This is a genomic window from Bacillus sp. NTK034 (assembly GCF_017303275.1).
GTDB lineage: Bacteria > Bacillota > Bacilli > Bacillales > Cytobacillaceae > Cytobacillus.
In genome coordinates this window covers 282,262-294,887 of the sequence record NZ_JAFKOJ010000006.1, presented here as the reverse complement: position 1 = coordinate 294,887, position 12,626 = coordinate 282,262, and the positions used below count along the sequence as shown (strand labels likewise).

General features: G+C 42.9%; 13 protein-coding genes and 1 pseudogene. 2 read left to right on the top strand and 12 right to left on the bottom strand.

What is annotated here, in order from left to right:
• Positions 1–64: 64 nt before the first annotated feature.
• From JI665_RS18350 to JI665_RS28450, 7 genes and pseudogenes are all read right to left on the bottom strand, one after another.
• A complete protein-coding gene (locus tag JI665_RS18350) occupies positions 65–415 on the bottom strand; it encodes a VOC family protein (RefSeq protein ID WP_206842442.1) in 351 nt (116 codons plus the stop codon).
• A gap of 108 nt (positions 416–523) precedes the next feature.
• Positions 524–1,990 (bottom strand): protein adenylyltransferase SelO, encoded by a 1,467-nt coding sequence (locus JI665_RS18345; protein WP_206842672.1) that lies wholly within the window; start codon positions 1,988–1,990, stop codon positions 524–526.
• 145 nt (positions 1,991–2,135) lie between these two features.
• Positions 2,136–2,291 carry a DUF1540 domain-containing protein gene (locus JI665_RS18340; RefSeq protein ID WP_064503396.1) on the bottom strand — a complete coding sequence of 52 codons (156 nt, stop codon included), beginning with the start codon at positions 2,289–2,291 and terminating at the stop codon, positions 2,136–2,138.
• 103 nt (positions 2,292–2,394) lie between these two features.
• On the bottom strand, positions 2,395–2,814 hold the full coding sequence (locus JI665_RS18335) for a hypothetical protein (RefSeq protein WP_206842435.1): 420 nt from the start codon (positions 2,812–2,814) through the stop codon (positions 2,395–2,397).
• Positions 2,815–2,829: 15 nt separating this feature from the next.
• Positions 2,830–2,991 (bottom strand): hypothetical protein, encoded by a 162-nt coding sequence (locus JI665_RS18330; RefSeq protein ID WP_211202614.1) that lies wholly within the window; start codon positions 2,989–2,991, stop codon positions 2,830–2,832.
• Between the two features lie 181 nt (positions 2,992–3,172).
• Positions 3,173–4,150, bottom strand: coding sequence for a tRNA dihydrouridine synthase (locus JI665_RS18325; RefSeq protein WP_206842432.1), 978 nt, complete (start codon positions 4,148–4,150; stop codon positions 3,173–3,175).
• Between the two features lie 183 nt (positions 4,151–4,333).
• A pseudogene (locus JI665_RS28450) lies at positions 4,334–4,471 on the bottom strand (conserved phage C-terminal domain-containing protein); the annotation flags it as partial.
• Between the two features lie 201 nt (positions 4,472–4,672).
• On the opposite strand from JI665_RS28450, the gene JI665_RS18315 reads away from it, so the two are divergent.
• Positions 4,673–6,415, top strand: a complete 1,743-nt coding sequence (locus JI665_RS18315) for an ABC transporter ATP-binding protein (RefSeq protein WP_206842430.1) — start codon at positions 4,673–4,675, stop codon at positions 6,413–6,415.
• Positions 6,416–6,545: 130 nt separating this feature from the next.
• On the opposite strand, the gene rlmD is transcribed toward JI665_RS18315, so the two are convergent.
• The 5 genes from rlmD to JI665_RS18290 all read right to left on the bottom strand — a co-directional run bounded on the left by rlmD (position 6,546) and on the right by JI665_RS18290 (position 11,924).
• Positions 6,546–7,934 carry a 23S rRNA (uracil(1939)-C(5))-methyltransferase RlmD gene (gene rlmD / locus JI665_RS18310; RefSeq protein ID WP_206842428.1) on the bottom strand — a complete coding sequence of 463 codons (1,389 nt, stop codon included), beginning with the start codon at positions 7,932–7,934 and terminating at the stop codon, positions 6,546–6,548.
• Between the two features lie 21 nt (positions 7,935–7,955).
• Positions 7,956–8,816, bottom strand: coding sequence for a DNA-3-methyladenine glycosylase family protein (locus JI665_RS18305; RefSeq protein ID WP_206842407.1), 861 nt, complete (start codon positions 8,814–8,816; stop codon positions 7,956–7,958).
• A 273-nt stretch (positions 8,817–9,089) separates the two neighbouring features.
• The gene (gene pdaA, locus JI665_RS18300) at positions 9,090–9,881 is read right to left on the bottom strand and encodes a delta-lactam-biosynthetic de-N-acetylase (protein ID WP_206842405.1); all 792 of its coding nucleotides are present in this window, start codon (positions 9,879–9,881) and stop codon (positions 9,090–9,092) included.
• Between the two features lie 119 nt (positions 9,882–10,000).
• The gene (locus JI665_RS18295) at positions 10,001–11,554 is read right to left on the bottom strand and encodes a fumarate hydratase (protein WP_211202613.1); all 1,554 of its coding nucleotides are present in this window, start codon (positions 11,552–11,554) and stop codon (positions 10,001–10,003) included.
• A 187-nt stretch (positions 11,555–11,741) separates the two neighbouring features.
• Complete coding sequence (locus JI665_RS18290) at positions 11,742–11,924, bottom strand: SE1561 family protein (protein ID WP_009335760.1); 183 nt, start codon at positions 11,922–11,924, stop codon at positions 11,742–11,744.
• A 173-nt stretch (positions 11,925–12,097) separates the two neighbouring features.
• On the opposite strand from JI665_RS18290, the gene JI665_RS18285 reads away from it, so the two are divergent.
• Positions 12,098–12,616, top strand: coding sequence for a DUF421 domain-containing protein (locus tag JI665_RS18285; protein WP_206842394.1), 519 nt, complete (start codon positions 12,098–12,100; stop codon positions 12,614–12,616).
• Positions 12,617–12,626: the final 10 nt, after the last annotated feature.

Below are 12,626 nucleotides of genomic sequence, written 5' to 3'. Positions count from 1 at the left end.
GTAACACTCTGATAACCTGATGTCAACAATAAGCACTAACTTCTCCTGCCATTAGACTCTTCTATCAATTAGTGAACTCAACTATTTCAATTTGATTTCCTGAAGGATCCTCAATAATGAAGTAACGGCCAGGAGGACAAGGCTGAGGATTTTCAAAAAGCATTTTCACACCAGCTTCTCTCATTCTGCTAAAATCACTTTCGATATTCTTTGAGAGGATTCCAGGCAATACGTTTGATCCCGTTTTTTCATCTGCGCTTTCTTCCAGAACAACCGGCACATCATTATGTACAAGACTGACAATTTTATCTCCATAATGTTTCGATACTTTGAAGTCTAAAACCTCAGTGTAAAAATTCACCGCACTTTTCAAATCCGTTACTTTGATTGTAATAACACATAATTGATTTAACATGGAAATTCCCTCCTTTTTTTAATCATAGATAGTATTCTTTTCTAAAATGAAAATTCCTGCATAATAAAAAATGCCTGACCCGATAATGGGTCAGGCTTTGCCCATTTATTAAGTTCCGCAAAATGTTCGATAGGGTGCGCCGGTTGGCTCTGGAAGTTTGCAGTATTCTTCCTGATCTTCCCTATAAGCATAAGGATTCTCCAGCACTGCAAGAAGCTTTTTCATCACGCTGTAATCTCCATTGTTAACAGCTGCTTCCAGAGCTTCTTCCACCCGGTGGTTTCGCGGGATGACGGCCGGGTTGCTGGTTCTCATTAATTCATTTACTTCTTCTTTCGATTCCTTCTGCCTGGTCAGCCTTTCCTGCCATTGACCATGCCAGCCGGCAAATTCCTGATCATTACCTAACACAGTGTTCTCAAGATCGCCCAGCGTTAAGGCACGGAATGTGTTCGTATAATCGGCTTCAGACTTTTGCATAATCTTTAGAAGTCCGGTAAAAAGGGCTTCATCTTCTGCTTCTTCATTAAAGATCCCAAGCTTTGCCCTCATGCCGGCAAGCCAATAGTCCTGATACATTTTATTGTATTCTGAAATGGCGCCCTGAGCTATTTTAACAGCTTCCTCTTCATCTTCATGCAGCAGAGGCAAAAGGGTTTCCGCAAATCTCGCCAGATTCCAGCCGCCAATATAAGGCTGATTTCCATAAGCATAACGGCCTTCCCTGTCAATGGAACTGAAGACAGTTGCCAGATCATACTTATCCATAAAGGCGCACGGACCATAATCAATCGTTTCTCCGCTGATTGCCATGTTGTCGGTGTTCATGACTCCATGGATGAAGCCTATGTGCTGCCATTTTGCAATGAGCGCAGCCTGACGCTGGATCACTTTCTTTAGGAGAGCCAGGTAAGGATTGTCATCTTCTTTGATTTCAGGATAATGACGCTCAATTGTGTAATATGCCAGGGTTCTAAGCTCCCCAACAGGCCGCCAATTCGCCGCATATTGAAAAGTCCCCACCCGTATATGGCTATCCGCAACTCTTATCAGGATCGCACCCGGAAGCATAGTCTCCCGGATAATGGCTTCCCCTGTTGTTACAACCGCCAGACTGCGGGTCGTGGGAATTCCCAGTGCATGCATGGCTTCACTGATAATGTACTCCCGGAGCATAGGGCCCAGAGCCGCCCGCCCATCTCCGCCGCGCGAAAATGGCGTTCTGCCGGAGCCCTTCAGCTGAATGTCGACCCTTTTATCCTCTGGTGTTATCTGCTCGCCAATCAGCATTGCCCGGCCATCCCCAAGCATATTAAAATGTCCAAACTGATGTCCTGCATAAGCTTGAGCAAGTGGTTCAGCGTCTTCTGGAACTTGAGAGCCTGAAAGGACCTCAATGCCTGTTTCACTTGTCAATGCATCCATATTTAACCCCAGAGATTTCGCCAGTTCCCCGTTAAAGATTACCAGCTCAGGGGATTGTACAGGGTTAGGCTTCATTTTTGAGAAGAATGTCTGCGGAAGCCGCGCATAGCTATTATCAAAATTCCATCCGATTTCATTGCTAATTGTCATCATAACTCCTTCCTTGCCTTCATGGTTTTATAGTCATTTTCCTTTATTATACCCTTTCTTGTAAAACATAGTGGGCATCTTTTTGTATGTAAAAAAACCTGACAGCCGGGATTTTTCATCCTCCGGCGGTCAGGCTTTCTCATGCTTATGCATCTGGCTCAAACGTTTTACAGGCTGTTTCCTCTATTTCATCCGCTTCTCGGCCATTCTGGCCAATCACATAAATAGAGTCAGCTACACATTTATCACCTTCAGCCCAGTACTTACAGTTTTCCACGTTACACAAAACTTCTACTTCCATTTTTGGCCACCTCCTTTTGGTTTAGTGATTATATACCCCTTTTTCGGATAGTTAACCATATGGGATAATATTCCAAATTAAGGCAGGAAAGCCTTGGAGGGAGTTAGTCTGAGAGGATTAGGCTTCTTAGTTTCTTTGTCATTTGCGGTGAAGTCTGGTAAATATCTTCATTGGTAATATACATGAATGCGCTCTTTTCATTATCCTCACCGAGCCATAAATGAATGCCGTGAGAAGGAAGATCTCCTTTGTATTCTACTGCTATATCATACTCAGGTTTACTGATATCGGCCTTCCCTGACTGTTTTACAGCAGTTGTTATTGCTTTTTCGAATACAGCGATCGATTTTCTGTCCTTGAAAGAAATAAAACTTTCTTCATTTATTCCGCCTAAACCCTCTGATTTTGAAACTTTGATTTCACGTATTTCTTCATCCAAGAGAACCATTGTTTCAGCTGATTGACAGCCTGTTATAAGTGCAAAAGAAAATACCATGAATGTGCATAATAAAAAAGCTTTCATCCTCGTACCTCAAGTTTAATATTTTAATTCTTTTCCTATATATTGTTGTTTTCGCTTAGCAATGCTGTCCGTTGATTTCAGCTCCAGGCTGCTCAGCGAACCGCGGGGCGGGCGGTAAGCCTCCTCGACGCTGCGCGTCTGTGGGGTCTCACCTGTCCCGCTACTCCCGCTGGACATTGAATAAGCTCCCTTGAGTAAACACCGCACGAAGAAAATGCGAATGCATTTTCGAGGATCCCGTACCTTCCGCTACAATCAACTCAGTAAATATAATACAAAAAGCAAAAAACTTGTGAAGAAAGCCAAAATTTATTTTTATAAAAGGAGGATAGACCGCTAGCCCATCCCCCTTAAGAATTCAATTATTATTTTCAAGGTTCTGTAAAGCGAAAGCATTAAGCAATTCACGTACTTCATTTGTTGACCTTGTGTTCATCAAATGATTTCTTAGTGCACTTGCCCCTGGGAATCCTTTGACATAGATCTTGAAGAAGCGGTGAAGAGCCGTGAACGGCCGCAGCTCTAAATGTGAATATTGATCATGGAGATCCATATGCAATCTTAAGAGGTCCAGCAATTCCTCACTAGTATGATCCTTCTTCTCCATTTCAAAGGCAAATGGATTATGGAATATGCCGCGCCCAATCATGACTCCATCAATCCCGTATTTCTCGGCAAGCTCCAAGCCCTTTTGACGATCAGGAATATCTCCATTGATCGTCAAAAGTGTATCCGGTGCAACCTGGTCACGAAGTTCCTTAATCTCCGGAATCAGCTCCCAATGCGCCGGCACTTTGCTCATTTCGTCCCGTGTCCGCAGATGAATGGATAGGTTAGCAATGTCCTGCTCCAAAATGTGTTTCAGCCAGACCTTCCATTCGTCTACCTCCGTGAAGCCAAGCCTTGTCTTTACACTTACCGGCAAACCTCCTGCTTTGGCTGCCTGTATTAGTTCTGCTGCCAGTTCGGGACGGCGGATCAAGCCGCTTCCCTTCCCGTGCTGTGCCACATTGGGGACAGGACAGCCCATATTAATATCCAATCCCTTAAAGCCCATCTCCGCCACACCAATACTCATTTGCCGGAAATATTCAGGCTTATCCCCCCATATATGGGCGACAATCGGCTGTTCATCCTCTGTAAAAGTCAAACGCCCTCGCACACTATTGATTCCCTCAGGGTGACAATAACTATCTGAGTTTGTAAACTCAGTAAAAAACACATCAGGTCTTGCTGCTTCACTCACCACATGGCGGAAAACAACATCTGTCACCTCTTCCATGGGTGCCAGTATAAAAAATGGCCGCGGTAACTCACGCCAAAAATTTTCTTTCATCTTTTTATTCCAATCCTCTCATTATGGGATACCATACTAACCCATATCCCAAAATTAAAAAGCAGCGTGTCTCTGCTTCTTTTACACTTATACCATGGTTGGGCACTTTTTATCAAACTGCCTGCAGAGGTTCCACATTAGATATTTTTTCCTAGTTTTTATCAGCGGCTCTTTAGCGTTTAGTCAGTCAAGGTTAAAATCTTCCTCCCGCAGCTGTTTTGCCTGCGGCTTTTGATTTAAATACGCTTCAAATTTTGAGCCAAACAGTGTTTCAGGTCTCAGGTAGCGGAAATATTGCGGGTCTATCTTCCACTCATGTTTTAGGCGCGTTAATTTTACGAATATTCTGTACACATTTAATACAATTAGATTATACTTTTCTTATCAATGATTAAGGAGGAATTTCAATGAGAAACATCGTGAACAAAACCGTACAGACATATAAGGGGGAAACACTTCTTTAATTGTAACGGTGTACTCCCTTATATGTGTTTATTTAAATAACACATAAAGGGGTAACTCATGGATTTTTCTGTCAAAAAATTTTTCTCTTATTATAAGCCTTATCGGAAATTGTTATTGTCCGTATTGGCATGTGCCTTTATCGTCTCCGCCTTGTCTCTGTTGTTTCCACTTCTCGTAAGGTATATTACAAAGGATGTCCTGGAAGGGAACCTGTCAATCGCATTAAAAAAAGTGTTTTGGATTGGCGGGCTGATGCTTGTTCTAACCGCAATCCAAAATCTTGCGAATTACTTTGTTGACTTTAAAGGACATGAATTAGGCGCTCGCATGGAAAGCGCCCTGCGCGGCGAACTGTTTGAGCACATGCAAAAACTTTCTTTCAGTTTTTACGATAAAGAAAAAATCGGCAAGCTCATGTCGAGGATTACGAACGACCTATTGATGCTTTCCGAGCTATACCATCATGCACCAGAAGATTATCTAAAATACCTGGTTCGCTTAATCGGCGCGTTTGTCATCTTATTCTTAATCAATGCCCCCCTGACGATTATTGTATTTTGCTTTTTGCCGTTCCTGGGTTTATTTATTTTTCAGCTCAATAAGATTGAAAACAGGGCATTAAGAAAGAACAAAGAAAGGATTGCCGACGTAAACGCTCAGGTAGAGGATAGTCTGGCTGGCATCCGCGTTGTAAAATCGTTCACCAATGAAAAGGTGGAAATTAAAAAATTCGCTCGTGAAAATAACCTCTTCCTTGAAAGCAGGATAGCCTTCTATAAAGCAGAAGCGATTTTTTACAATGGGGTACAAACATTTATCCAGCTGATTACAATTGCAGTTATTATTTTCGGCAGTGCCAGTATTGTAAAAAACACACTTGATTTAGCAGATTTAATTACTTTTTTGCTGTATATAAATTTTATGCTGGAACCGATTCAAAAAATGGTGCATATGAGCACGCAACTCCAGGAAGGAATTACCGGCTTTCAGCGCTTTATGGAAATTATGAATCTAAAGCCCGCAATTGAAAGCAAACCTAATGCCGTGAGTCTCAAGAAAGTCCTTGGTGAAATTGAATTCAGGCATGTTCAATTCCGTTATGAAGACCATTTGGATCATGTTTTGGAAAATATGTCTCTTAAAATAAAACCGGGAGAATATGTTGCCTTGGTTGGCCCATCGGGTGCAGGAAAAACGACTTTCTGCTCTCTTATCCCCCGCTTTTATGATGTAACTGACGGCAAGATAATGCTGGACGGAATTGATATCCGTGATATCGATCTTTATTCATTAAGAAAAAACATCGGTATCGTTCAGCAGGATGTTTACCTGTTTTCAGGAACGGTAATGGAAAATATCCGGTACGGGAATCCCCATGCAAGTGATGAGGAAATTATCGCTGCGGCCCAGTGCGCCAATGCACATGAATTTATCATGAAGCTGACAGACGGTTACAATTCTGAAATTGGTCAGCGAGGGGTCAGACTTTCGGGCGGACAAAAACAGCGGATAAGCATTGCCCGTGTATTCCTTAAGAATCCGACAATCCTCATTTTGGATGAAGCAACGAGTGCACTTGATAACGAAAGCGAAAGCATCATTAAGGATTCACTAGAATTGCTCGCAAAAGGGCGAACAACCCTCGTCATAGCCCACCGCCTTTCAACAATTCGGAACGCACAGCGGATTATCGTTTTGACTGAGGAGGGTATTGTCGAAGAAGGAACACACGATGCACTGCTTGCAAAACATGGAGCCTATTCAAGCCTCTACTCCAAACAGTTTGAATCGATATTCTAATTTTCTTGTTAACTCTGCTCTTAAAATAGGGCCGAGTTTTTGTTCGTGCCTTGGTATCCTCAGACATTAAAAACGGGAATGAATTAGTCGGATTTCCATTCCACAAACAAAAAGGCAACTCCCTTAAGGGTTAGTTGCCTTCTTTTAAAATAAGCTGCGCCACACACTCAACATGCGCCGTCTGGGGAAACATGTCCACAGGCTGTATGCCATTTACTTTATATTTGGAGCTCAAGACTGAAATATCCTTTGACAATGTAGATGGGTTACATGAGACATAAACCACTTTCTTCGGCTGGACTTTTAAAATAGTTTTTAACAGCTGCTGGTCCAGCCCTGTTCTTGGCGGATCGACGATGATAACATCCGGACGCCATCCTTCTTTTGTCCATTTCCGAAGCCATTCTTCTGCTTTGCCAACCACGTATTGGGAATGTTTAATTCCATGCCGTACAGCATTTTTCTTAGCGTCCTCAATGGATTCTCTGATGATATCCATGCCGCGGATTTCGGCTGCCTGATCGGCTACCCATAGTCCAATCGTTCCGACGCCGCAGTATGCGTCAGCTACTTTTTCTTTGCCGGTCAAAGCCGCTGCTCTTTTGACTTCATTATAAAGCTTCACTGTCTGTTCAGGGTTCAGCTGGAAAAATGTCCTGGCTGATAGTTCAAACTGAAGATCTCCAAGTGTTTCCTGGATAAAGTCGCTTCCGTCCAGATTCATGGTTTCCTGTCCAAAAATAAGGGAGGTTTTTTCACCATTCACATTTTGGATGATTGATTTTACTTCAGGTAGCTCGGTTTTGATTTTTTCTATAATGATCTCTTTCTTTGGAAGCTCTTTTTGAGTTGTGATCAGTACAATCTGAAGCTCTCCTGTCTGGATTCCCACCCTGGCAACGATTGTCCTTACGATGCCTTTTCGGCTTCTTTCATTATAGATTGGGATTCTCAAATCCTGGAGAATCCGTTTCACTGCTTCAGTCGCCTTTGTTGTTTGCGGATGCTGTACCGCACAGTGCTCAATATTAATCAGGCGGTGCGAATTCATGCCATATAATCCGGCAAGCACCTTCCCGTCTTTTTGGCCAACCTGGAACTGGCTTTTATTTCTGTAGCTCCACGGATCTTCCATTCCAATGGTTTCTTTGATATCCAGCTTCTCAGGATTCAGCTTTGTATGGCGCTCTAAAGCCTGAATGATGATATCCCGTTTCTCCTTCAGCTGCTGATCATAGCGGAGATGCTGCAGCTGGCAGCCCCCGCACTCATGATATACCGGGCATGGCGGCTGAACACGAAATTCCGACTTTTTGCGGATTTTCTTTATTTTCGCCTCAGCAAACTTCGGATTTACCTTTGTTGCTTCAGCTGTGATTTCCTCGCCGGGCAGCGCTCCCGGAACAAAGACGACCTGCCTTTTAAAATAACCGACACCTTCGCCATTGATGCCAAGCCTTTTGATTGTCAGCGGAAAAGTTTGCTTAAGTTTTAATTTAGCTGTTTGTTCTTGTTTCATGGTGCTCCATCACACTCCAAATTACTCGATACTTCTCCACAAATAAAGAGAAGCATAGCTTAAATAAGGATCCCAGTTCTTCGAAAATGTCTCCATTTCCTCCCGAGTCGGTTTCGCTTCTAATTTATATAATTTCTTTAAGGCATTCTGGATGCCTATATCTGCTGCTGGAAAAAGATTTGGCCGGCCAAGCCCGAACATCAAGAAGTTCTGAACAGTCCAGGGACCGACACCGCGCAATTTGATAAGTTTATCATAAATTTCTTCATCTGAAAGGTTTTTAAGCTCGTCAAAGTTTAATTTTCCCGCAGCCGTTTCTTTTGCGATGCCAATGACATATTCAGCCTTCCGTCCGCTGAACTGCAATTCCCTGAGGTCATCCACCTTAAGACCTGCCACTTTTTCAGGGAGCGGATAAAACCACACACCGTCCTTTTCAAATCCAAATGCTTTTACAAACCGTTCTGTTAATGTGTGGGCAAAAGCAAGATTAAGCTGCTGGTGAATAATGCATTTTAATATACAGTTATATGGATCAAAGTCGAGGACAATCGGAGTACCATAATGAGCATCGAAAATTGGCTGTAATTCCGTGTTTTGAAAATGTTTGTGAATTCTCTCAAGCGGCAGATGCCATTGAAAAATTTCCGATATGCGGTCAGCTGCTTTTTCTTTAAGAGGGCCCTCCGTTCCGGTTATTAAAAATTCCGGATTATCAGTCGTTCCGAATGCTTTTACTTCTGCCACAACCGGCTGATTGCTGAGCAGCATTGGCACTTTCACAGACCGATTTTCTATATCCACCTGATTAAGAGGATCATTCGAAAGCCTGTCCAGTACCAGATCAAAATTATAAGGTCCTTCTACCTGAATCTTTTCCAAAAGAGAATCCGTCCTTTATCATTTTCCCCGATTATAGCATTTTTTAAGGAAGTTTTACTAAATAGGCTGTAAAAATAGGAAGAAACCCGAAGAATGGGCATCCCCGGGTCTTTGAAGAATAAAAATTTCCTATAGTTAACGGTCAGAATTTCATTTTATCGGTCAGGTTTTTCTGTTTATCGGTCTGTTTCCAAATATATCGGTCACTTTTGAAAGTTTATCGGTTAACTATCCGATTTATCGGTCACTTGTTGATATACCGGCTTTGAAAAATCAGTACAGCATCCTCTCCCCAATTGCCTGTTCCCATGTCAGGTCATCAAGGCTCTTAAAGGTATATCCGCGTTTTTTCAGATCCTGTATGGCTTTTTGGAGAGCATCGGCATTGTCCTTTGAAACAGTGTGCAAAAGAAGGATACAGCCTGGATGGATCTGGCGCATAATATTGTCGTAAGAATACTGCCAGCCCTTTTGACGGTCTGTGTTCCAATCGACAAAGGCCAGTGACCAGAAGACATGAGTGTAGCCCTCCTTCTTAGCCAAAGCCAAAGTGCGTTCGCTGAAAATGCCGCGAGGCGGACGCAAGTAAGACATATGCTTAACACCTGTAAGCTTTTCGTTTTCAGCACGGACCATTTCAAGCTCTTTGATAAATTTTTCATCGCTCACTCTTGTCATATCAGGATGATGCCAGGAGTGATTACCTATGATATGCCCTTCAGCTGCCATCCTCTTTACAAGATCGGGTGCGCTTTTTAAATAATGTCCTGTTACAAAAAAGGCAGCAGGAACGTTTTCCTTTTTCAGAACATCTAAAATTTGCCCTGTATAGCCGTTTTCATATCCATTATCAAATGTTAGATAAATGTCTTTTTTTCTTGTATCGCCTTTATAATAGGAACCATGTCTTTCAAGCAGTGAGTCGAGCGGCTTTCCTGCTTCGGCAGGCACTTCATTTTTTGCTTTTTTGAATCCCCAGTGAACCGGCGAGTTGCCATAATTCGCATAAGCTGTCCCGGAAAAAAACAAAATAAAAACACTCAGGAAGATACTTAATTTTTTCATCTGAGCTCCTCCAATATTTTTTCTTAGTGTTTGTGAATGTAATAAAAACATTCGCAGGGATCATTGGCAAAAAAATGCACAAAAAAGAGAGGCCAAACAGCCTCTCTCCCGTTCATCTATTAGAAAACACGCTCTTTAAATTGAGCCAATTTCTCAAGTGAAGATTTATCTACATCCCTATGAAGACTGTTTCCATGGGAATCCATTGTCACAACTGCAGTAAAGCCTTCAACCTTCAAGTGCCACATTGCTTCCGGAATACCGAATTCCATGAGGTCTACGCCTTCAACCGATTTGATGCAGTCAGCATAATATTGTGCTGCTCCGCCGATTGCATTTAAGTAAACACCGCCATGTTCCTGGAGTGCTGCCAGGGTTTTCGGACCCATTCCGCCTTTACCGATAACAGCGCGAATGCCAAACTTTTTCATGATATCGCCCTGATATGGCTCCTCACGAATACTTGTAGTCGGTCCAGCAGCTTTTACATGCCACTTGCCGTCTTCATCCTTCATCATGACCGGGCCGCAGTGGTAAATAACCTGCCCATTAAGATCAACTGGTGCATCATGGTCCATCAAGTGGTGGTGAATGGCGTCACGGCCCGTGTACATCATGCCGTTGATTTGAACCACATCACCAACCTTAAGATTGCGTATCTGTTCTTCAGTGATCGGTGCCTGCAATGTCACGATGTTTGTTTGCTCTGCTGATTCTGCTGCTGCCGCTGTCTCAAGTTCGGCTTCAGAAGCACCAAAATCGATATGCTCGCCTTCCTGGTACATCCATTCATTAATTTCACCTGTTTCCATGCTGATTGCTGCGCCAAGGCGGCGGAACGCCCAGCAATTATAGGCAACAGATACGAAGAAGCTTGCAGGAATACGGTTCATAACACCGACTTTACAGCCTAAAAGGGTGGTTTCCCCGCCGAAGCCCATTGTTCCGATTCCTAACTCATTTGCATTCTCCATCACGTAATCCTCGAGTTTGCGGAGGTCTTCATTAGAATTCACATCATCTACAGAACGGAACAGCTGCTCTTTCGCCAGGTCATAGCCAGAAGAGCGGTCTCCCCCGATGCCGACACCGATAAAGCCGGCACTGCATCCCTGTCCCTGCGCCTGGTATACAGAGTGCATGATGCATTTGCGGATTCCATCAAGGTCTCGTCCAGCTCTGCCAAGGCCTTCAAGTTCGCAGGGAAGACTGTATTGGATATTTTTATTTTCACAGCCGCCGCCTTTAAGAATCAGGCGGGCGTCAATATAATCCTTTTCCCATTGTTCAAATTTAATGACAGGTGTTCCGTAACCAAGATTGTCCCCGCTGTTGGCGCCAGTTAAGGAATCCACAGAGTTCGGGCGAAGCTTTCCGTCCTTAGTCGCCTGAGCGATTGCGTTTTTGATCGCTTCCTTCATAACCAGCTGGTTAGCACCGACTGGCGTCTTGATTTTGAACGTCGGCAATCCGGTATCCTGGCAAATTGGCGACACATTATCATCAGCCATTTTAATATTATTCGTAATGGTATCTAAGCTCATCGCCGCTCTCGTGCCAGCATTTTCTCTTTCTTTCGCTGATTTGATTGCACGGCGCACATCACGCGGAAGATTAGTGGATGTCTCAACAATCAGCTGATACATGCTTTCCTGAAATTTGTCGATATTCATTGCTTTAGTCCCCTTCCCTTTGCTCCCTATATAGCTTATATCTTTTATGAAAATTACAATTATTAATCGTCTACCATTATACTCCTATCTGATGCGTATTTAAAGACAAAGGTTGCAATCGTTTACAGGATGAAAGAGGAAATTTCCAAATCAATTTCCATAAAAAAAGAGCCATCAGGCTCCTGTTTTAATCGCGGTTATTAAATTCACGGCATTTGGATTCGAGGTCATCGATCATCGCAATAAGACGGTCGATGTCTTCGATTTCGGTGTCTTCCGGCTCAATAGCTTCCAGTACATCCAGGAACATATTTAAGCGCTGTTTTAGAAAAGTAACCTGTGAATTCTTATCTTGAATCGGACTGCCCAAAACGTTCTCTCCTTTCGTCTCGATTACATCCTACATGAAATTAGTTATTTCAGCAAATAAGTATTTTACTTAATATACCCTCTATTGGCTTCATGCAATATAAAAGAATCATTAATCGTCCGTTTACTGCCTTCCTATAAAAGGAATAAGAACCATATAGAAGGGAGGCACTCATGCTTTTTTCCAGCTGGCAGGATTTATGGAGAGTTCTTTCTATTGGAGCTATGAGCTATATTTTTCTGATTCTGTTCCTGAGAATATCAGGAAAACGGACCTTAACAAAAATGAATGCATTTGATTTAGTGGTAACAGTGGCCCTTGGGTCTACTCTGGCGACTATTTTCCTTAACAAACAGGTGTCACTTGCAGAGGGGCTGACTGCATATGTTCTATTAATTGGCATGCAGTATACAGTAGCCTGGCTTTCTCTTCATTCATCCAAATTCAATGAATTCATTAAATCCAGGCCTGAACTGCTTTATTATCAAGGACAATTCATAGAGTCAGCCTTAAATAAAAACAGGGTTTTGAAATCAGAAATTATACAGGCTATTCGTTCCAATGGGTATTCCTCAATGGAAGGTGTTGAGGCAGTTGTATTCGAGACTGACGGAAGTATGTCAGTCATTAAAAGGAGCAGCTCAAGCAGCAATATGAGCACGCTATCAAATATTGACCCAAAGAAAAGCTGACGCCAGGCGG

What these genes read in the sequence shown, in the direction of transcription:
- JI665_RS18350 (WP_206842442.1), bottom strand. Translation starts at nt 415, where the DNA reads ATGTTAAATCAATTATGTGTTATTACAATCAAAGTAACGGATTTGAAA.
- JI665_RS18345 (WP_206842672.1), bottom strand. Translation starts at nt 1,990, where the DNA reads ATGACAATTAGCAATGAAATCGGATGGAATTTTGATAATAGCTATGCG.
- JI665_RS18340 (WP_064503396.1), bottom strand. Translation starts at nt 2,291, where the DNA reads ATGGAAGTAGAAGTTTTGTGTAACGTGGAAAACTGTAAGTACTGGGCT.
- JI665_RS18335 (WP_206842435.1), bottom strand. Translation starts at nt 2,814, where the DNA reads ATGAAAGCTTTTTTATTATGCACATTCATGGTATTTTCTTTTGCACTT.
- JI665_RS18330 (WP_211202614.1), bottom strand. Translation starts at nt 2,991, where the DNA reads ATGTCCAGCGGGAGTAGCGGGACAGGTGAGACCCCACAGACGCGCAGC.
- JI665_RS18325 (WP_206842432.1), bottom strand. Translation starts at nt 4,150, where the DNA reads ATGAAAGAAAATTTTTGGCGTGAGTTACCGCGGCCATTTTTTATACTG.
- JI665_RS18315 (WP_206842430.1), top strand. Translation starts at nt 4,673, where the DNA reads ATGGATTTTTCTGTCAAAAAATTTTTCTCTTATTATAAGCCTTATCGG.
- rlmD (WP_206842428.1), bottom strand. Translation starts at nt 7,934, where the DNA reads ATGAAACAAGAACAAACAGCTAAATTAAAACTTAAGCAAACTTTTCCG.
- pdaA (WP_206842405.1), bottom strand. Translation starts at nt 9,881, where the DNA reads ATGAAAAAATTAAGTATCTTCCTGAGTGTTTTTATTTTGTTTTTTTCC.
- JI665_RS18295 (WP_211202613.1), bottom strand. Translation starts at nt 11,554, where the DNA reads ATGAATATCGACAAATTTCAGGAAAGCATGTATCAGCTGATTGTTGAG.
- JI665_RS18285 (WP_206842394.1), top strand. Translation starts at nt 12,098, where the DNA reads ATGCTTTTTTCCAGCTGGCAGGATTTATGGAGAGTTCTTTCTATTGGA.